This window comes from Cytophaga sp. (assembly GCF_051961495.1).
Taxonomy (GTDB): Bacteria; Bacteroidota; Bacteroidia; order Cytophagales; family Cytophagaceae; genus Cytophaga.
The window spans coordinates 1-19548 of sequence record NZ_JBQCDF010000180.1 but is presented as its reverse complement, the minus strand read 5'-3'; the positions used below and the strand labels follow the sequence as shown (position 1 = coordinate 19548).

Below are 19548 nucleotides of genomic sequence, written 5' to 3'. Positions count from 1 at the left end.
ACCTTCCAGGTAATACTGAATAATACTTTCGTAAACACTTACGTCAAAAAAGCCAGGAGTTCCTTCTTTAAGAAGTTCCTCAAATTTTCTGGCCAATTCCCGATCTTCTGATTGTCGTTTATTCTGTCTGGCCATAGTCTCACATTTTAGTAGTTATACGCTGTGATTATGTTTAAAGCTAAAAAATTAAAAATTAATTCATTTATACCTGTATGAATATTTATAAACATGCAGAAAAATGAAAAAACAATGGTAAAAACCATATTATTTCAGCTTTAAATTACTTTAACAACGTGTTCAACTGGCTGTACAGGCCTGTCTGCAAGCCGTTTTTAAGTTAACTGCGGGTTGGAAGTTTTATTGCTATGAAAGGGTTAAATTTTTGTTGGTTTTCTTTATTGCTCTGCAAGGGTGCGCGAAGGGAAATTTTAGGTATAAAAAGGAAATCGCTTAAAGATTGGAATTTATTTTAAGTTTTAGTTTTTGCGTTCTCTTGCGTTTAATAACCTAATGAAACAACTTACTGCAGGTCCATTCGATTGTATCAGATAAAGGTCTGAAAGAGATTTGTGTTGCCTTGATAATTTTTGCGGAAGAATATTCAATTTTATTTGCTGCTGTCTTTGCTGTAGTCTTTGTGATCAGCGGTTCTTTACCGGTAAAGAAAGATTTTACAGCTTCGATGCGCCATACAACCTGGCGCATAAAATTTGTTGCACGAACCGACGGTGCTGCTACCTGCAGCGTACCGGCAACTTGTGCAAAGAAATCTTTATAGCTCGTGATACCACCATTCAGAATATAGCGCTCACCATTACTGTCGGCATCAAACAATAATTTTTCGATGGCGTCTGCTACATCCCGTACGTCAACATAATTCAGATAACCATCTGTATAAAATTTATGTTGACCGGCAACATACTTAAACAGTCGTCCGCTGATGGAGCTGTTCAGGCCTGGTCCTAGGATAATGGATGGATTGACGATCGTTGCTGTTAGTCCTTCCTCCATGCCTCTGTACACTTCCACTTCGGCCTGATGCTTGGATTCAGCATAGTAGGAGTTCAGGGAGGAATCTTCCCAGGTATTTGTTTCACTGATGTGTGTATCCGTTGTCTTGCGGCCCACAGCAGCAATGGAGCTGACATGTATGAATTTTTTAATATTGTGTTCCAGGCATACATCTACCAGATTACGCGTACCAATCACATTAGTCTGGTACATTTCTGTATTTCTTTTATTCCAGAATGAAATAATGGCTGCTGTATGCACAACATATTCAACACCACTGATGGCATCAAGCAGAGAGCCTGTATCGCTTACATCGCCGGTAAAAATATCCAGTCCGCCGGAAAGATTTTTTAATAAAGATGTATCTGAATTTTTACGGACAAGCGCACGCACTTTGTGCCCCTTTTGGGTGAGGTGTGCACATACAAAACTTCCCACCAGACCATTTGCACCTGTAACCAGAATCATGAAAGTAAGCTGTTGTTTAAAAGAGGCAGATCTCTAAGTTTATTGTAATAAGGAGAAGCTTTTACTTTATGCAGCACTTCTATGTGCCGCTCTCCGTGGCAATCGGTACCAACAAAATCAACCATTTTGTGATCAATGAGCTTTTCAGCAAAATGCTTTGCCGGTTTGGAATAATAACCAGCCAGGGAATTCAGATTAACCTGGAACAAAACGCCCATGTCGTAAATCTTCCGGAAGTGATCAAATCCTTCGTATAAATAGGTATAGCGTTCCGGGTGAGCAAGAACCGGGGAATAACCTTTTGAGCGCATCAGGAATATTGCCTGGTGTAATTGACGCGATTCATTCATGTATGACGTTTCGAACAATACATAATTCTTCCCAAAGGTGAGCAGCGGCTCGTCTTTTTCAAGTTTTTCCATGAACCATTCATCCAGATAATATTCAGCGGCGGCTTGGAGTATTATATCAATGTTTTCTTCAGCCAGTTTATCTGAAAGCATTTTTAAACCCGGCACAATGGTTTCACGGGTATTCTTAAAAAAATCGCCCATGATGTGCGGCGTCGTAATGATTTTTTTATAGCCCAAAGCTTTCAGGTTTTTAACCAGCGCAACAGATTCTTCCAGACTTTTTGATCCGTCGTCAATGGCCGGAATCAGGTGTGAATGCATATCCGCAAAGATAAAATCATCCGCAGGGGTTTCCGGTTTTTTCGAGAAGAGCTGGCTCAGAAAGCTCATATTTTTTCAATTATTTTTTTGATCCAGCTTTTTGGTTTAGACGCCGATTCATTTTCATAATATCCGTAATTATAACGGAAGCCTCTGTTGGTAGGAACAGCGTTGGCAATAACACGAAGTTTGTTATAGCCACCTCTGTTTAATGTGCGTTTGATTTCCTGGGCAACAAAGAACTTAGAGTAATTGATACGAACAATATACAAAGGTACATCTGATTTTGACATCAGCAGAATACCATCTGTTACAATACCTACGGGAGGTGTATCAATGATGATTACATCGTATTTTAATTTCAGATCTTCAATTAATTTATCAAGCGTTGGCAGCAAAATTAATTCGGAAGGATTTGGCGGTGTTGGTCCGGCAGTTATAAAATCCAGATCCGGAATTCTTGAATGCTGGATGGATTCTGCCATCGTATTTTTTTCGATCAGAATAGTACTTAAACCGATATGGTTTTCAGCGCCGAAGGCCAGGTGAATCTTTGGCTTACGCATGTCCAGATCCAGCACCACCACGCGCTGGTTGGTCAATGCGATCACGGCCGCAAGGTTTACCGCCACAAATGTTTTTCCTTCACCGCCCACGGTTGAAGTAACCGTTATAACCTTGGATGTTTTTTTGGATGTAATGAACTCCAGGTTTGTACGGATGGAACGCAGCGATTCGCTGATGGCAGATTTTGATTTTTTATCAACGATCAATTGAGAGAAATACATTTTGTCAGCTACATATTCAGGCACACTGCCAATGATCGGAATCGGGATGGAGCGCTCAAGTTCCGCAAGGGTTGTAATGGTATCGTACATCAAGAAGCGTACCACAACCAGCAACAAGCTCAGCAGGATGGCAATACCCACACCCGAAAGTAAAAGGATTCCTTTCTTCGGATAGATCGGCGTATTTTCAACCGTAGGCGGAGACAGTACAATAAAATTTACAGTAACACCTGCTTTTGTTAAACCCTGCTCAACCATTTTATCCATCAGCAACCCGTAAAATTTATCATATAGGTTGTAATGCCTTTTCAAACGGGTCATTTCGGTTTCCTTTGCAGGGAAAGAAAGGATGGAACTTTCTATTTCGAATTTGTCAAGGTTGAGATCGTGAATTTGTTTTTGAGTGATTTGTTCATTCTGCTTGATCAGGTCAAGTACGTCCTGCTTTGCTTTGAGCGCCGCTGCTTTCTTTTTCTGATAGGCGTAAGTGCTTTCACTTTGCGACAACAACAGACTTTCTTTTTCCTGGTTCAGGGTGTTCAACCCTTCAACCAGATTTAACAACTGCTCATCTTCCAGCTTTGAAAGCAAGGGAATAAATTCTTCCAGATCTTTATTCGCGTCAATTAAACCCTTCAGATTTTTTAACAGTTCCAGCTTGAATTGCAGGTCTTTGATCTCGATGGTGTTTTCATCGCGCAACTCCGAAAACTTCGTGTAATCGGCCATTACATCCATGGTCTTGTTGTTACGCATGAATGTTTCAAATTTCTTTTCCGCATCTATTAAATTTTCTTCCGCTTTTTTAATAGAAGTATTTAAGAATTCGATGGATTGGTCAAAGGTTTTTAATTTTTGCTGCAATGTTTGTTCGAAGTAGATGGAGTCGATTGACTTTACAATGCTGTAGGCTTTGACTGCATTGTGGTCTTTAAAAGAAACGTATAAGGTACGGGCTTCAATATTGGCAACATCTGCAAATAAATTTTGCTGGAAGTAATTATTCAGCGCACCGGGGCTGTTGAATTTGAAGAATGTTTTTTGTTTTTTATTATAATCGTCGAAATAAGCAGTTTTCTTAAGTGTAAATGTTCCAAAAGGAGTTTTGCATACTTTTCCGAAAGTGAAATTCTCTACGAAGCCTTTTTTTTCAAGCTGAAAAGTTTCATCGTCAACAATCTGTATGTCCAGTGGGGTATCGTATGCAACCTTTGAATAATCTTCCACAAAGGAAACTACATAGGGCGAGGTTTTGAAACGCTCTTCGTACAGGATATTTCCATACACGTAATAGGAAATATTCAGCTGCAGGTCAGAGATTACTTTTTCACGGACAATAGGTGAGCGGATGATTTCAAGCTCCCCCGCCAGGCTTGAACTTTCTTCTTCCAGTCTGCCGGTATTGGATAAGCCCAGGGAGTTGGTGCGGTTGTTATTTTCCAGCTTGATGGTTGAACTGGATTCATAAACGGGTTTGGCATACCGGATAAAAACAATGACACCCATCAGCGTGAAGACTCCGATAAGGGCCATTGCAATAAGTGATTTCTTAAAGACAATCAGAAGCTTGTAAGGGTCGAGGATATTCTGGACCTCTTCTTCGTATTGACCAAACGAGTTATCAGAAAAAGGCTTTTGACTTTCGTGTATCGACATATTATTTGGTAACTAACAAATATAAGGTTGCCAGACTCGTGGTAATGCCAACAAGCGGGTAGATATCGGTAAGGGTTTCCTTAAATACTCTCCGCTTCGGTTCAATGTATACAATGTCTCCCGGTTCAATATCGGTATGGGCAAGTTTTAACCCTTCAATGGTATTTAAATTGATGAGCTGTACATCCGGGTTACGGAGATCACCACGGATCACACGGATGTTGTTTGCTTTTCCGTCTATTTTGATTCCACCGTATTGGGCAATCACTTCAATCAGGTTCATGTCCTGGTATTCCAGCGGAATTACTTTACCGCCATCCGGTCCGAAAACAATTACCCGCTTGCTAAGCAGTTTGGTTTTAACATACGGAGCCGTATAAAATGCCGCATACTTTACAGCGAGAATACTATCTGCCTGGAACACGGTGTATCCTTTCAGCTGCACATTGCCAACCATGGGCAAATGTGCACAGCCGTCTGAGTAGATCGTGTATTTGGGCTGCGGCGGATTATCCTTAACGGTTGATGTTTGGCCATCGGTAAGCGCATCGTTTGGATCTACCAGGCGTTCACCCCCGTTGGTATATACTTCCAGGGTAATGACATCGTTGATTGCAATGGTGTATTCACTGGTAGAGCTGTTTCGCATCTGTTCAATGGAATCAACAAAAATGCTTGCATCGGTTTCAAACATTCTAAACTGATAGTACGACTTACAAGAAAAAAACAAACTTGTAAAGCAGATCAGAAGCGTGGCAGCTAAATTTTTTCTCATTTAAAAAGTAAGGCTAGATTCTATTTCATCTAAATACGGCAATTCCTGATCTTTCGTTGACACAAGCGGATTTTCAATGCCCCAGTCAATTTTCAAGGAAGGATCGTCCCAGCGTATGCCCCCTTCAGACGCTTTATGATATAAGTTAGTACATTTATACTGCACTTCACAATCTTCGATGGTTACAAAACCGTGTGCAAAGCCTACCGGCACATACAACATGCGTTTGTCCTTATCGTCCAGCAGCACCTTCGCTACTTTTCTGTAAGTAGGTGAATCTTTACGCAGATCAACTACAACATCCCAGATAGACCCTTTTGTGGCCCGAACCAGCTTTCCCTGCGCATAAGGATGTTGCTGAAAATGCAAACCCCGTAATACGCCAGCAGTGGATTTGGAATGATTGTCCTGAACAAACTCCATGCTCAAACCGGCATTTGAAAAGGTTTGTTTGTTGTATGTTTCCATGAAAAAACCCCGCTCGTCGCCAAAAACATTTGGTGTAATCAGAATAAGGTCTTTTAGTTCAAGTTCTGTAAAGGTCATGTATTCTTTAAGGAGTTACAATTTTAGTAATAAGGCAAAAGTACTCATTGAAAATTATTTTGTCAGAAAAACTTTTTTCAACCAGACTGCGGCTGTTCAATCCCATCTCCGCGATTTTTTCTGCCGGTGTATGAAAGGCAAGATTCATTCTGTTAAAAAGATCCGCGGCATTTTTTGCTTCACACAAATAACCGTTCCAGTCATCGGAAACCACATCTTTGCACCCCGCCACATTGGTTGCCACCAGCGGCTTTGCACAGGCAGCCGCCTCAAGCAGACTTTTCGGCACACCTTCCCTATAGGAAGGGAGTACAACAACCGAGGCGTTGCGGTAATCATCTACAATGGTATTTGAAAAGGGTTTATAAGTTACATGATTGGTGGCAGCCCAATGTTCAACATGGTCTTTGGAAATGCCGAGGTTTTTATCTGAATCTATGGCACCGATGAGTATACACTCCACTTTGCTGCCATGATGGAGATAAAGCTGCCGTGCGGCTTCCGCATATTCGCGTATGCCTTTGTCGAACAGCAAACGGGCAACCATTACAAAACGGAATGGGGAAGAAGTGTTTGACTCGTTTGAAGCCGGGCAGAAATGCTCTGTATTTACGCCTGAACCTTTAATGATAGCCGTTTGTGCAGGAGAAACAAGACCGAGTGTTTGAAACAACAAACGGTCATCTTCGTTCTGAAAAACAACTTTAGATGCAAACCGGAAGCTGAACCGATACAATTTTTGAGCAATTGTAGCCACCAAATTTTTATGTAAAAATACTGTACCTAAGCCTGTTACGGTATTTAATACCGGTATGCCGACCAGCTTCGCCGCCAGGGTTCCATAAATATTGGGCTTTATGGTATACTGCAGAATAATATCGGGTTTTGTACGTGCATAAATCTTGCGTAAGCGCAGCAGTAACTGCAGATCCGCAACAGGGTTATTGCCCTTGGAATGCATCTGTACAGGAATATATTTTACCGGAAGTTTTTTTAATTCTTCTGAATACGCATCGTATGGGGCGATGCAAACAATTTCAATGCCTTTTTCCAGAAAGCCCCGGATTAAATTCAGTCTGAAATTATATAGATTCCAGGATGTATTAGCAACGAAAGCTATTTTCACAGATTGTTATTCTTTGGAATAAATATAGGGATAATCAGGTATTTAATTGGTATTTGAGCAGTTAAAAGATTAGTTTTGAATATCATTTATAAAAAGCATATGGCAACTGGATTTCTACATTTACACGTTACAATCGTCTCGATCTTTATTTTACTTTATCTGGCAAAAGTATATCTGTTGCTTGCCAATAAAACAGAAGCATTAGACAAGTTGCGCAGCAAAACTAAAATTGCTGATATGGTATTGGGCAGTTTGATTCTGATCACCGGCGGTTATTTAACATTTATTGCACCGAAAATAGAAACCTACCTGATTGTTAAAATTGTATTGGTACTGGCATCTATTCCGGTTGGTATTGTTGCTATGAAAAAAGCAAACAAGCCAATGGCTATAATTGCTTTGCTGATTTATTTTTATGTATTCGCCGTGGCGAAGCAGGATAGCTTAACATTGCAGAAAGAAAAATTTGTAACACCGGTAATTCCTGCGGATTCAAGCGGAGCAGCTTCAACCCTTGAAGAAGGCAGAGTGATCTTTGAAGCGAAATGCGCGCTTTGCCATGGCAAGGATGGAAAACTGATGCTGAATAATGCAAAAGATCTGTCTGTTTCAAAACTTGGTTCATTGGAAATTATAGAGATCGTTTCTAAAGGAAAAGGCCTGATGCCGGGCTTTTCAGAAGAACTGGATGAGAAGCAGATGAAATCGCTGACGATCTACGTGGAAGGTTTGAGAAAATAATGATGGAACAGGAAAGTGGCTTCTCCACTCATAAAGAAGCCGACACAGCTGTGCTGGTAGGCTTATCGCACAGACAACAATCACAGGAAAAAACCATAGAATATTTAGATGAACTTGACTTCCTTGCCCGTACCGTGGGCCTGGAAGTCAAGTTTCGTTTTACCCAGAAGCTGGAGAAGCCCGACATACGCACGTATATCGGCAAGGGTAAACTGGTAGATCTGAAAGCATATATTCAGGAGCATTCTGTACCGGTAGTGATCTTTGATGATGAACTGAGTCCGTCGCAGCTGCGTAACCTGGAACGTGAACTGAATTGCAAGATCTATGACCGCAGCCTGCTGATCCTGGATATATTTTCGCTGCGCGCGCAAACTGCGCAGTCCCGCACGCAGATTGAGCTGGCGCGTCTGCAATATTTATTACCGCGCTTGACCAACATGTGGACCCACCTTGAACGCCAGCGTGGCGGTACGGGAACGAGGGGTGGTGCCGGAGAGAAAGAAATTGAAACGGATAGGCGGATTATCCGCGACCAGATCTCGCTGCTGAAAAAACGTCTGGAAAAAATCAATAAACAAAGCGAAACACAGCGCAAATCGCGCGAAGGCATCGTGCGCGTGGCGCTGGTGGGTTATACCAACGTTGGCAAGTCTACCCTGATGCAACGCTTATCCAAGTCGGATGTGTTTGCAGAAAATAAATTATTCGCGACGGTAGATTCAACGGTGCGCAAAGTCGTGCTGAATGAGATTCCGTTTTTGCTGACCGACACGGTTGGTTTCATCCGCAAGCTTCCGCACGGTTTGATTGAAAGCTTCAAATCTACGCTGGATGAAGTGCGCGAAGCAGATATCCTGTTGCATGTGGTAGATCTGCCGCACCCTGCATTTGAAGAGCATATGCAGGTGGTGCAATCCACGCTGACAGAAATAAAAGCGAGCGATAAAATTATCATTCTGGTGTTCAACAAAGTGGATGTGTATCTGAAAAATATCCAGGATGATCCCGATGCGCTTTCGCTGCAGGAAATTGATAAGATGTATACGGGTAAGGATAACAGCAGCCGGGTATTTATTTCCGCTACGGAAAATCTGAATCTTGACAAACTGCGTGCAACCCTTATTGAAAAAGTAACAACGGTGCACTGCAACATTTACCCGAATTACCTGTTGTAAGTAGCAGCAGATTTGGGTATTTTTATGGTATTATTTGGCATCGTAGTTCAATGGATAGAATAGAAGTTTCCTAAACTTTAGATGCAGGTTCGATTCCTGCCGGAGCCACTATTCAAAACGCCCTGTTTAAGAAATTAAACAGGGCGTTTGTTTTTATCAAACCACCCTTAACCGCTCTTCTTCCAAATCAATCTGGTATAACTGCTGTCGGATGATTTCTTCATTAATCTTCGGGTCTTTGTTCAATTCTGTCAGGTAGGCGCGTTGCACTTCGAGCAGTTCGCGGAAGATCACTTTTGTCTTTTCATTCATCCAGTTGTCGTCTTCGGCATTGGCTCTTTCCTCCCACTGCTTCATAAATTTTTCCATGCCTGCCAGCCCGATCAGTTCGGTGTCGTATTTATTTTTCAGGAATTGATATACATGCTGCTTTAACCCTTGTTTCATTTTCAAACGATGTTCTTCTTCATGGCTGTGGCTGAATATTTCATTAAACACCGGCATACGTTTTATAAAGTACGGCAGTGTAAGCCCCTGTACAACCAGCGTAAGCAGGATCACTACAAAGGTGATGAACAATATTAAATCTCTGTGCGGAAAGGCCGTGCCATTATCCAGCGTAATGGGAATGGCGAGCGCTGCGGCCAGGGAAACCACGCCGCGCATACCTGTCCAGCCAAGCAGCAAAGGCATCAGCAGCCAGCTCCGGCCATCAGAAGAGCGCGGCATCATGTTGCGACGGAAAATAAACGTAGCCAGCATTGCGGCATACGAACTGATGATACGCGCCACAACCAGCACTACCGTTACCAGCACACCATAGCCGATAGCAGTGCTTAAAGGAATGTTTTGCGCGTGCAGGCCGCGTACAATTTCCGGCAATCCAAGACCGATAATCAGGAAGACAATCCCATTTAAAATAAAAATAAAACTTTCCCAGACACTGAAAGCGCGAATGCGACTGGTACTGTTCAAGAAAAAGAGTCGCTTGGCCGACATATATAAACCGCCGCTAACTACGGCCAGCACGCCCGAGCAGTGCAGCTGCTCTGCCGCCCAATACATGAAATACGGTTCAATAAGTGTAAGCGCAATGTCTGATGGTGCATCTGTCGGCAGGTGTTTGTGTGCCTGCACAAACAGCCAGCCCAGCAACAGACCAATACCTGCGCCGCCGATGATCATCCAGAGGAAAGAAACAGTGGCATCCTGCCAGAAGAATTGTCCGGTGCCGACTGCCACTAATGCGAAGCGGAAAATAAGCAGCGAGGAAGCATCGTTCAGCAGGCTTTCACCTTCAAGTATAGCAGAGGTGGATTTAGGAATCTTTACAAATTTGGTAATGGCCGCGGTACTTACGGCATCGGGCGGAGAAACGATTCCGCCTAATAAAAAACCCAGTGCAATGGTAAAGCCGGGAATAAAATGATTGGTAACAATAGCTACGGAAAGTGCCGTAAAGAACACCACCAGAAAAGCAAAACTGCCGATGATGCGCCACCACTTTTTCATTTCTTTAAATGAAACAGCCCAAGCAGAATCAAACAGCAATGGTGGAAGGAAGATAAAGAAAATAAGATCAGGCTCGATTTTCACAGCAGGCAGGCCGGGTATGAAACCGATGATGAGTCCGGCGAGAACCAACAGAATAGGATAAGCAACCTTGAGTTTGGTGGCCCACATATTCAATAGTACAATCACGGCTACCATGGCCAGCAGAAAAGGTAAAATAGTATGCATTATAATTTTGTTGAAGGTTAACGTGTGTGAAACAGGGTTATTCGCACATGCTTAAAATTACATAAAATGATGAGATATCAGCGATAAAAATTACTCATGAATGAAAGCAGATAAACGAAAAGTTTGAATCTTACGAGTGATTACGGATTGAATTTAAAATTAAATACGGGCAGCAGCAAAAGATCTAATATCAATATAATGATAGGCAGGATCTGAAACGATGCTACTGGTTGCCAGCCAGCAAGTGTAAGCAGCGTTGAGGGTTAGCTCTTTCAGGAACCATTGTTTATTATCAATGGAAGCACTGCCCTTTTCAACATTGATTTTTGAAAAAGGAAGGAGTAAACCTTTACCGTTGGCCTTAGCAACGGCTTCTTTCATTGACCACAGATCTGCAACGGCTTTTAATGAAAGGGAAGACAAGGCCATGCCGGCCGATTCTTCTTCGGTTAAAAAGAATTGCGGACTATCAACAGACACATCAGAAATTTTCTGGATGTCCAGGCCGATCTCAATGCTTTTACTTACTGCTACGGCCGCAAAATTTCCGGAATGAGAGATATTAAAATAGAAAAGATCGGAATAAGGCTTTCCGTTTTTGTATCTCTTCAATGGAAAGATTGAATCTGCAACACCCAGCACGTCTGCAGCATGCATCAGTAAAAGTCTTGAGAATAAATGTCTGTGTCTGTCCTGCCAATGCTTGTAACGGGCATTATTAAAGCGTTCCTCCACAGGTAAAAAATGAAGAAAATCATAAAACACATCATGTTCTAAAGGCGAATCGAAATATGTGTAGTAGATGGTTACCATGATGCTCTTTAAGCTGCTGATAGAAGACTGCTTATATTAAGATACATAGATCTTTCGTAAGATAAAAGTACATCGGGTTCGGAAATCAAGGGTGCAATTATTTTTTATCAAAAGATAAATCTTTTCTATTTACAAGTAAAAATAAAGGCCGCCTGATTATCCGGGCGACCTTATATTTTTCTTATGGATAAAACTAAACGTTTTTGATCTTGCTGTGATTCCGGCTATATAGAAAGTAAATCGCTACGCCGATTGCCATCCATACGACCAGACGAATCCAGGTATCTCTTGGTAGTGCATACATCAGATACAGGCATACGATGATGCCCATTACTGGTACGAAAGGAACCCATGGTGTGCGGAATGCTCGTGGAGCATCCGGTTGTTTTTTGCGTAACACCAATACACCGATACATACTAATACGAATGCGAATAACGTACCAATGCTGGTCATTTCACCAACAACAGAAACCGGAACAAAACCTGCAAACAAACTTACCAGGATGGCAAACAGAATATTCGATTTCCATGGTGTCTGGTATTTCGGATGTACCTCAGAGAAAATGGAAGGGACCAGACCATCTTTTGACATGCTGAAGAATACGCGCGACTGGCCCATCAACAGTACCATGATCACAGAGGAGTAACCGGCAAGAATGGCGATAATGATCAGTTCCTGAAAGAAATGATAGGGAGTCTGAGCAATGGCAAGGGCTACAGGGGCCGCTTCGCCTTTGAAGTTCTGGTAATTTTCCAGACCTGTCATAACATAAGAGAACAATACGTATAAAATGGTGCAAAGCACCAGTGAGCCTAAAATTCCGATCGGCATGTCGCGCTGCGGATTCTTTGCTTCCTGCGCAGCAGTAGACACAGCGTCAAAACCAATGAACGAGAAAAATACTACGGCAGCACCCGTCATTACACCTGTCCAGCCGAAGTGTTCGAAAGCACCCGTGTTTTCAGGCACATAGTCTGCATGGTTGGCTGGATTGATGTAGCTCCAGCCCAATACGATGAATGCAACCACAACGGTGATTTTTAAGGCTACGATCACACTGTTCAGTTTTGCAGATTCTTTTATGCCGCGAATCAATACAAGCGACATCAGGCAAGTGATGAAGATCGCCGGGATGTTTATGATCCCATGCATTGTTACGCCGTTGACGGTGTTTGTTTCGAACGGTGACATCATCCACTGGTAAGGAATGTTGCTGACATGGAATTTTTCAAGAAGCTTGATTAAATAGCGCGACCAGCTGATGGCCACGGTTGCGGCGCCCACCGCGTATTCAAGCACAAGATCCCAGCCGATGATCCAGGCAATAAATTCGCCCAGTGTTGCATACGAATAAGTATATGCGCTTCCGGCAATCGGGAGCATGGATGCGAATTCCGCGTAACACAAGCCTGCGAAAGCACAGCCCAAGCCGGCAATCATAAAAGAAATGGTAACAGCTGGTCCGGCATTTTCGGCAGCAGCAATACCAGTTAAAGAAAAAATACCGGCACCGATAATTGCTCCGATACCGAGCAACACCAGACTCATGGCACTCAGGGTTTTTTTGAGGTCGCCCTTTTCTTCCTTAAGAATGGATTCAATGCTTTTCGTTTTAAAAAGATTTGAGAACATAGTTCATTTTTCGTTTAAGGAGCTAAAGTACAAGATTTTGCTCAAACTAAAAACTACCGTTTGCTGGAGCATATTGTCTTTACTGTGCGACCCTGCTGGGGCCGTAAATTAGTAAGGAACGATTTTCTATAAACATATGACTCCAGCGGGGCCGCACAATTTTATAGATAGATAAAAAAAGAAGTCCCGCTTTGGACGGGACTTCTTAATAATATGTTAATCGTATATACTATTCTTTCTTTGCGGTTGCAATTACACAACGTAAGTGATATTCATTGATCACATCCACGGCGCGTACAAGTTCTTCCACGGAAACACTCTTGTCGATGCGCAGCGCAATGGTTGCAGTTGGTGAGGTAATGCTTTTCTGCTTTAAGATGCTTTCATAATCCTGGAACGAGATCATTTTGCCTTCCACATAATATTCCTTATTCTGGTTGATTGATACGTTCAGGATATCCTGGTGCATGGTCTTTCCGGTTCTGGATTCAGGCAGCAGCAAGCCAAGGGCGTTCTGGCTTGCCAGTGTTGATACCATTAAGAAGAACAGCATCAGGAAGAAGAGGATATCTGACAGTGAGGATGCCTCTACTCCGGCATGCACTCTTTTTCTGCGTTTGATTTTCATTAGCGTGCAGGTTTATAAAGTGTATCCAGAAAGTCAATGCTGTTATCTTCCAGTGTAGCAACTACACGGTCGATTTTATGATTCAGGTACGTGTACATGATATAGGCCAATACACCGATCAGCAGACCAGAAGCGGAAGTAACCATTTTTTCATAGATACCGCCGGCGATAATACCGATACTGATATCGTTAGCGATAGAAATATTATAGAACGATTTGATCATACCTACAACTGTACCAAGGAAACCGAACATTGGTGCAATGGCAGCGATGGCAGCAAGCAAGCCCAGGTTTTTTTCCATACGGTTTACTTCAATGGTCGACATGTTTTCCATGATACTTTCAATATCGCGGATGGGAGAACCTAAACGGTTAAGTGCTTTGGAGAATACACGTGCAGTAGAACCCGGAGCCATATTACAAATACTTTTCGCTTCTTCCAGCTTACCTTCCTTGATCTTTTCTTTCACCGATTCCAACATATACGGATCTACTTTACTGGCATTTTTTATATAAAGAAAACGCTCAATGAATATTGCTACCGCGGCGATAGACAGAAATACGATCGGGATCATGATAGGTCCACCCTTCATCAGGATCTCCAGAATGGAAAGATCTTCTATTTCCGGCTTTGCTGCAGTTTCTACGGGAGCAACAGATTGAATTTGAAGTAAAATAGATTGTAACATACGTTTTTATTTTTTAGAATATACGAAATATATTTTCTGCAACCAGACTTCTCATTATTGAGTTTGAACAAATTTACATTCTCTATTTCAAATATTTAAATATTTGGTTTGATATAATAGAATTGTTTCCCGGCAGAACGTTCAGAATGTTGTATCGTTTGAATACGCATTCACCCTGATTTATAACATATAACAGATTCAGCACACGTTTATTGTGCAGAACTACTTGCTGAAATCCATTCGTTGTGATCTCTTATTCGAATAAAATTGCTGTTATCAATTCATTATAAAACAAAGGGAGCCTGTCACTTACGACAGGCCCCCTTTATTTGAATCCGTGAACGGATTTCCGAACGAATGTTGTATTTATTCTTTTGTGATGGTATAAGCCATTACAGAATTACCAAAGAATGTTGGTACAACCAGCAGGCTCTCACCTTCTACATACCAGGCATCAGCAGCATTTAATTTTGCGTCTTTGGTATCCAGAATTTTCTGTACCGTTGTATCATTTACGAAATACACTTCGCCCGGCCAGCAGGAGATAATGTATTCGTTTTTAGCAATCTGCATAACACCATCGCCTCCCGGGATTGAATCGGCTACACCGGTTAATTTTTTTGTTGAATAATCTGCGTCGTAGAACAATCCGCTTCCCATGTCAATGATGCGCAGTGAATTTTCCTGAGCCAGCAAACCGTTTGGCATAACCAATGCCGGGTCGCTTGACCATAACGATACCACACCATCTTTAAGCACATAGATTTTTTTCGCGCCCGAATCCGTGAAGTATACATTGCCTTTTGCATCCACCGTAACATCATTCAGGAACAGAGAACTGTCTATCATATAAGACTTTTCAACTTTTGCTGAATCCATATTAATCACTACCAGCTTATGAATATCTGTTACGTACATCTTATCCTGATATACACCCATGCCTTTAGGTGCATCCAGTCCTTTTACCCATTCCAATTGAGCGATAGATCCGTCCAGGTTCAATCTTGAAATGAAACCTTTGCCGTCAACGCTGTCCGGTTTACCGTCGATATTACTTACATACAGGAATTTGTCGGCAGGATTATACAATACAGATTCAGGTACTTTAAGCACGGTGTCTGTCTGCCATTTTTTTGTTGCGGTAACTTTTACCGGCTTCTTTTCTGCAGCAGGTTCTGTACAGCTGAAGATCAACAGTGCAGAAGCAAAACATAATAGATAATTTTTCATGTGTGAAGGTGTTGTTGGTTATTTATAATAGAAGAGTATTTTATTTGCAGCGATCAGAATTTCAAAAGCGCCGGGTTCGGTCACTGATTTTAATTCTTCGTTTGTAAATGCAAGATCATCTTTCGTTAAGATAAAATCAATAGTTTTTGATTCTCCCGCCTTTAAATTTATTTTATCAAATGCACGCAGTCGCTTAACACTTGGCGTAATGGACGCAACAAGATCACGTGTATATAATTCCACCACTTCCTGTCCGTCAACTTTTCCCGTATTACTAATGGTTACCGTAACGGTTAATGAATCAGCGCCGCGAAGCGTGTCGCTGCTGATTCGGATCGGACTGTATTCAAACGTGGTGTACGACAAACCATAGCCGAATGGGTATTGCGGTTTGAATTCATAATAGTATTGGTAAGGCTCCACGATCTCAACGGCTTCGTCCAGCAGCTTGTGGTCATACGTGATCAATGTGCCGCTGTAGCGCGGATAGGTAAATGGAAGTTTTCCGCTTGGGTTGTATTTGCCATATAGCACATCATAAATAGCCTGCGCGCCCTGAGAGCCCGGCCAGTAAGCCATCACAATGGCGCTGCAATACGGCTCAACTTCACGGATGATACGCGGACGGCCTTCCAGCAATACCAGTACGATGGGCTTACCTGTTTTTGCCAGTTCTTTGATTACTTCAACCTGCGAAGAATCAAATGCCAGATCCGGAATGTTTCCGGGTGTTTCTGCGTAAGCCGCTTCACCGGCACAAACAACAATCACATCGGTGGTGCGCGCGGTCTGCAGCAAGGCAGCTTTGTCCAGCGGTGTTGATTTTGACCAGGCTTGCAGATTAAAAATGCTGTTTGCCGGCGCATCTTTTCTGAAAACTTCTGCAACCGTATTCAGACTATCGGGATACAAATGTTCAACATTTCCCTGCCATGAATACGACCAGGCGCCATGCAGTTCCGATAAAGTATTGGCAAATGGTCCGGTTACTAATACGCGCTGTTTATCATTTAAAGGCAACACCGATTTTTCATTTTTCAAAAGCGTTACCGACTCACGTGCAAGCTGCAGAGCGGTCTGGCTGTAAGCTGGCCTGGAGAAACCAGCTACGGCCTCCGGCTCCAGGTATGGGTGTTCAAACAGACCCAGATCTTTTTTCAGTTGAATGATCCTGCGCACCGATTCGTTGATGCGTTCTTCTGGAATTCTTCCTTCTTTAACCAACGCAATCAGGTCATCTGTAAAGCTGAAATCAAAAGGAACAATGCACATATCGATACCGGCATTTACGGCAAGGAAAACCGCGTCTTTATGCGTCGCTGCTACCTGATGGCGTTCCTTCAGTTTTAAAATATCAAGCCAATCAGTAATAACAACACCTTTAAAGCCGAGCTCATTACGGAGCACATCGGTAAGCAGGTATTTGCTTGCATGCACCGGCGTACCATTGATCTCCGCGGAATTCACCATTAAGGTATGCGTGCCATGTTTTACCGCTGCGCGGAAAGAAGGCAGGAAATATTCGCGCAGCACAATTTCAGGAATATAAGCAGGCGCACGGTCTTTGCCATTTTGCGGAACCGAATAACCGATGAAGTGTTTCATGCAGGCTGCTACGTGCTGGGGCTTTGAAACATCGTCACCTTCAAACCCCTGGATAGAAGCTTTGCCCATCTCTGTTACCAGGTAAGCGTCTTCACCGAATGTTTCACCGAAGCGAGACCATTGCTGGTTACGGCCTACATCCAGCACAGGCGCAAAATTATAACGGATGCCTGCGGCGCGCGTCTGGATTGCCGTGATCGCACCGGCTTCCTTTACTAAGGCGCGGTTACGCGTAGCAGCAAGACCGATGTTGTGCGGGAATAATATTGCGCCGTAAACATAATTGGTACCGTGAACAGCATCAATACAATACAGAAACGGAATCTTGTGACGGGTTTTTTCAAGCGTTAATTTCTGAATCGGTTCAATGATGGCATGCCATTCGTCAAGCGTGTAAGCGTGCGTAAGTACGTTTTGAATAGAACCTACATGGCGTTTCACAATCACATTGTTCAATCTGGCGGTGTCGATAACAACCGTGCTGTCCACTTCATTGGCAATAGTGGCGAGTGTAAGGTTCGTCATTTGTCCGACCTTTTCTTCCAGTGTCATGCCGGCGATTATTTTTTCAATATCATCTGAAGCAGCTTCTTCAGTATGTTTTGTACAGGATATACCAAAGGCGGCGATGCCTAAGGATAAAATCCAGGAGAGGTGTTTGTTATACATGGGTGACTTTAAAAAAGGTTGAGGTTAGCAATGGGTTTCGCCCGAACCGGTGAAAACAGAGAGGTAAAGTCCGGCCCAGGCGAAAAGAGTATAATGATTATTGTGACCAGGAAGTTGGCTCTCTGTCCCAGCGGTGTTTTCTTAATTCGTTAAATAATTCCTGCGAAAGTTTTGTGCCATCACTCACGCCGGTATTTGCAAGCACATTGCGCTCTTTACGCATGCCTGGTATGGTTGTGGAAACTTCGCCGTTCATCAGGATGAAACGCAATGCCATTTCAGCCATGCTCATGCCCGCCGGTACAACCGGTCTTAAACGGTCTGCATGTTCGGCACTGGAGATCAGGTTTTCAGGCACAAAATAACTAGCGCGCCAGTCGCCCGGTTCGAAGGTGGTATCTTTAGTGATTGAACCGGTTAGAGTACCTTCATCAAAGGGAACACGGGCAATCACGGCAATGTCAAGTTTTTTACAAAGGGGGAAAAGGACATCTTCCGGCGCCTGGTCAAAAATATTATAGATCACCTGTACAGAATCGATTTTGCCGGTCTTTAAAGTTTCCAGGCAATTTTCAGGCTCCCATCTGTTTACACTGATACCGAAAGCATCGACCTTGCCTTCTTTCTGCAGGTCCTCAACGGCACGCTGCCAGCGCTCATCATTTGCCCAGGCATCTTCCCATACGTGGAACTGCATCAGGTCAATTTTTTCGAGGCCGAGATTAGTTAAACTTTTTTCGGTAAATTCTTTAATATGTGAAACAGGAAAACAGTCATCAAGGGTATAAGATTTTTTTGAAGGCCATTTAAAGTTCATCGGAGGTATTTTGGTGGCCACATACAATTTTTGCTGTTGGTGTCTTTTCACCAGCTTCCCCAGCAATCGTTCGCTATGACCTTCTCCATAGCCCCAGGCTGTGTCGAAAAAATTAACACCTTGAGAAACAGCCAGGTCAAGCGATTTTTCAGATTGCGTGTCTTCAGAGCCTTTCCAGCCGCTGGCACCCCACATTCCATAACCGATTTCACTTACTTTCCAGTCTGTTCTTCCAAATCTTCTTAGTTGCATACGTATCTATTTATATTAATATAACAAGATAAGGTATTTTTCAGAATAGTAAAAAGTTGTAGCCGGATATGAAAAACCGGGGTATTCAATCAGGATTCCAGAGATTTTCCAAATAGGAAATTATTATTAACTGACTGATAAACTGATATATAATATTAATCGAAACGGGAAAAAGAGAAAATAATTATGTAAATGGTACTTTTTAGTATGCAAAAAATTCCCCGTTTATTGAGCAGAATGGCTATTCCTCTTCCTTGTTGACCATGAACATAGCCGTAGAAGGGAAACGTGCGAAGAGTTCGTCTTTTAATTCTTCGGATATTGGAAGACTAGCGATTGCCTGTGACATACAATGCAGCCAGGCAATGGCGTCGGTTTCAGTAATGGTATGCGACAAGTGGCGGGCACGCATCTGCGGATGGCCGTATTTATCAGAATAAAGAGCCGGTCCGCCGAGAAACTGCGTCAAAAACAGGCGTTGCTTACCTTTAATTTCTTCTTTATCGTTT

Annotated in this window: 17 protein-coding genes and 1 tRNA gene; 3 read left to right on the top strand and 15 right to left on the bottom strand. The window is 42.7% G+C overall.

Annotated features, from left to right (window positions below; all coding sequences use genetic code 11):
• Positions 1-507: 507 nt before the first annotated feature.
• From ACTHJT_RS09625 to ACTHJT_RS09600, 6 genes are read right to left on the bottom strand one after another with little or no spacing between them, the layout of a single operon-like run.
• Positions 508-1479 carry an SDR family oxidoreductase gene (locus ACTHJT_RS09625; RefSeq protein WP_440237813.1) on the bottom strand — a complete coding sequence of 324 codons (972 nt, stop codon included), beginning with the start codon at positions 1477-1479 and terminating at the stop codon, positions 508-510.
• The gene (locus ACTHJT_RS09620; RefSeq protein WP_440237812.1) at positions 1476-2222 is read right to left on the bottom strand and encodes a tyrosine-protein phosphatase; all 747 of its coding nucleotides are present in this window, start codon (positions 2220-2222) and stop codon (positions 1476-1478) included. Before ACTHJT_RS09620 ends, ACTHJT_RS09625 begins: the two co-directional genes overlap by 4 nt.
• Positions 2219-4597, bottom strand: coding sequence for a polysaccharide biosynthesis tyrosine autokinase (locus tag ACTHJT_RS09615; protein WP_440237811.1), 2379 nt, complete (start codon positions 4595-4597; stop codon positions 2219-2221). Before ACTHJT_RS09615 ends, ACTHJT_RS09620 begins: the two co-directional genes overlap by 4 nt.
• Position 4598: 1 nt before the next feature.
• Positions 4599-5372 (bottom strand): polysaccharide biosynthesis/export family protein, encoded by a 774-nt coding sequence (locus tag ACTHJT_RS09610; protein WP_440237810.1) that lies wholly within the window; start codon positions 5370-5372, stop codon positions 4599-4601.
• Positions 5373-5918 carry a dTDP-4-dehydrorhamnose 3,5-epimerase gene (rfbC, locus tag ACTHJT_RS09605; protein WP_440237809.1) on the bottom strand — a complete coding sequence of 182 codons (546 nt, stop codon included), beginning with the start codon at positions 5916-5918 and terminating at the stop codon, positions 5373-5375.
• A gap of 7 nt (positions 5919-5925) precedes the next feature.
• On the bottom strand, positions 5926-7044 hold the full coding sequence (locus tag ACTHJT_RS09600; RefSeq protein ID WP_440237808.1) for a glycosyltransferase family 4 protein: 1119 nt from the start codon (positions 7042-7044) through the stop codon (positions 5926-5928).
• A 99-nt stretch (positions 7045-7143) separates the two neighbouring features.
• On the opposite strand from ACTHJT_RS09600, the gene ACTHJT_RS09595 reads away from it, so the two are divergent.
• From ACTHJT_RS09595 to ACTHJT_RS09585, 3 genes are all read left to right on the top strand, one after another.
• On the top strand, positions 7144-7785 hold the full coding sequence (locus tag ACTHJT_RS09595) for a c-type cytochrome (protein WP_440237807.1): 642 nt from the start codon (positions 7144-7146) through the stop codon (positions 7783-7785).
• The gene (gene hflX / locus ACTHJT_RS09590; protein ID WP_440237806.1) at positions 7785-8963 is read left to right on the top strand and encodes a GTPase HflX; all 1179 of its coding nucleotides are present in this window, start codon (positions 7785-7787) and stop codon (positions 8961-8963) included. Before ACTHJT_RS09595 ends, hflX begins: the two co-directional genes overlap by 1 nt.
• Positions 8964-8999: 36 nt before the next feature.
• Positions 9000-9071, top strand: a tRNA-Arg gene (locus ACTHJT_RS09585).
• Between the two features lie 48 nt (positions 9072-9119).
• Here ACTHJT_RS09585 and ACTHJT_RS09580 read toward each other — a convergent pair.
• The 9 genes from ACTHJT_RS09580 to ACTHJT_RS09540 all read right to left on the bottom strand — a co-directional run.
• A complete protein-coding gene (locus tag ACTHJT_RS09580) occupies positions 9120-10703 on the bottom strand; it encodes a Na+/H+ antiporter (protein ID WP_440237805.1) in 1584 nt (527 codons plus the stop codon).
• 159 nt (positions 10704-10862) lie between these two features.
• Positions 10863-11516 (bottom strand): 4'-phosphopantetheinyl transferase family protein, encoded by a 654-nt coding sequence (locus tag ACTHJT_RS09575; RefSeq protein WP_440237804.1) that lies wholly within the window; start codon positions 11514-11516, stop codon positions 10863-10865.
• Between the two features lie 193 nt (positions 11517-11709).
• The gene (locus tag ACTHJT_RS09570; protein WP_440237803.1) at positions 11710-13149 is read right to left on the bottom strand and encodes an amino acid permease; all 1440 of its coding nucleotides are present in this window, start codon (positions 13147-13149) and stop codon (positions 11710-11712) included.
• Between the two features lie 229 nt (positions 13150-13378).
• On the bottom strand, positions 13379-13777 hold the full coding sequence (locus tag ACTHJT_RS09565) for an ExbD/TolR family protein (protein ID WP_440237802.1): 399 nt from the start codon (positions 13775-13777) through the stop codon (positions 13379-13381).
• The gene (locus ACTHJT_RS09560) at positions 13777-14466 is read right to left on the bottom strand and encodes a MotA/TolQ/ExbB proton channel family protein (protein ID WP_440237801.1); all 690 of its coding nucleotides are present in this window, start codon (positions 14464-14466) and stop codon (positions 13777-13779) included. The genes ACTHJT_RS09565 and ACTHJT_RS09560 overlap by 1 nt, the downstream gene beginning before the upstream one ends.
• A 366-nt stretch (positions 14467-14832) precedes the next feature.
• Positions 14833-15696 (bottom strand): SMP-30/gluconolactonase/LRE family protein, encoded by an 864-nt coding sequence (locus tag ACTHJT_RS09555; RefSeq protein WP_440237800.1) that lies wholly within the window; start codon positions 15694-15696, stop codon positions 14833-14835.
• Positions 15697-15714: 18 nt separating this feature from the next.
• Entirely contained in the window at positions 15715-17970 is a 2256-nt protein-coding gene (locus ACTHJT_RS09550) for a glycoside hydrolase family 3 N-terminal domain-containing protein (RefSeq protein ID WP_440237799.1), read from the bottom strand.
• A 97-nt stretch (positions 17971-18067) separates the two neighbouring features.
• Positions 18068-19039, bottom strand: a complete 972-nt coding sequence (locus tag ACTHJT_RS09545) for an aldo/keto reductase (protein ID WP_440237798.1) — start codon at positions 19037-19039, stop codon at positions 18068-18070.
• A 241-nt stretch (positions 19040-19280) separates the two neighbouring features.
• A partial coding sequence (locus ACTHJT_RS09540) for a globin domain-containing protein (RefSeq protein WP_440237797.1) occupies positions 19281-19548 on the bottom strand: 268 nt, incomplete at its 5' end.

Coding starts and splice junctions, on each gene's coding strand:
- ACTHJT_RS09625 (WP_440237813.1), bottom strand. CDS start 1,479: ATGATTCTGGTTACAGGTGCAAATGGTCTGGTGGGAAGTTTTGTATGT.
- ACTHJT_RS09620 (WP_440237812.1), bottom strand. CDS start 2,222: ATGAGCTTTCTGAGCCAGCTCTTCTCGAAAAAACCGGAAACCCCTGCG.
- ACTHJT_RS09615 (WP_440237811.1), bottom strand. CDS start 4,597: ATGTCGATACACGAAAGTCAAAAGCCTTTTTCTGATAACTCGTTTGGT.
- ACTHJT_RS09610 (WP_440237810.1), bottom strand. CDS start 5,372: ATGAGAAAAAATTTAGCTGCCACGCTTCTGATCTGCTTTACAAGTTTG.
- rfbC (WP_440237809.1), bottom strand. CDS start 5,918: ATGACCTTTACAGAACTTGAACTAAAAGACCTTATTCTGATTACACCA.
- ACTHJT_RS09595 (WP_440237807.1), top strand. CDS start 7,144: ATGGCAACTGGATTTCTACATTTACACGTTACAATCGTCTCGATCTTT.
- hflX (WP_440237806.1), top strand. CDS start 7,785: ATGATGGAACAGGAAAGTGGCTTCTCCACTCATAAAGAAGCCGACACA.
- ACTHJT_RS09580 (WP_440237805.1), bottom strand. CDS start 10,703: ATGCATACTATTTTACCTTTTCTGCTGGCCATGGTAGCCGTGATTGTA.
- ACTHJT_RS09575 (WP_440237804.1), bottom strand. CDS start 11,516: ATGGTAACCATCTACTACACATATTTCGATTCGCCTTTAGAACATGAT.
- ACTHJT_RS09570 (WP_440237803.1), bottom strand. CDS start 13,149: ATGTTCTCAAATCTTTTTAAAACGAAAAGCATTGAATCCATTCTTAAG.
- ACTHJT_RS09565 (WP_440237802.1), bottom strand. CDS start 13,777: ATGAAAATCAAACGCAGAAAAAGAGTGCATGCCGGAGTAGAGGCATCC.
- ACTHJT_RS09560 (WP_440237801.1), bottom strand. CDS start 14,466: ATGTTACAATCTATTTTACTTCAAATTCAATCTGTTGCTCCCGTAGAA.
- ACTHJT_RS09555 (WP_440237800.1), bottom strand. CDS start 15,696: ATGAAAAATTATCTATTATGTTTTGCTTCTGCACTGTTGATCTTCAGC.
- ACTHJT_RS09550 (WP_440237799.1), bottom strand. CDS start 17,970: ATGTATAACAAACACCTCTCCTGGATTTTATCCTTAGGCATCGCCGCC.
- ACTHJT_RS09545 (WP_440237798.1), bottom strand. CDS start 19,039: ATGCAACTAAGAAGATTTGGAAGAACAGACTGGAAAGTAAGTGAAATC.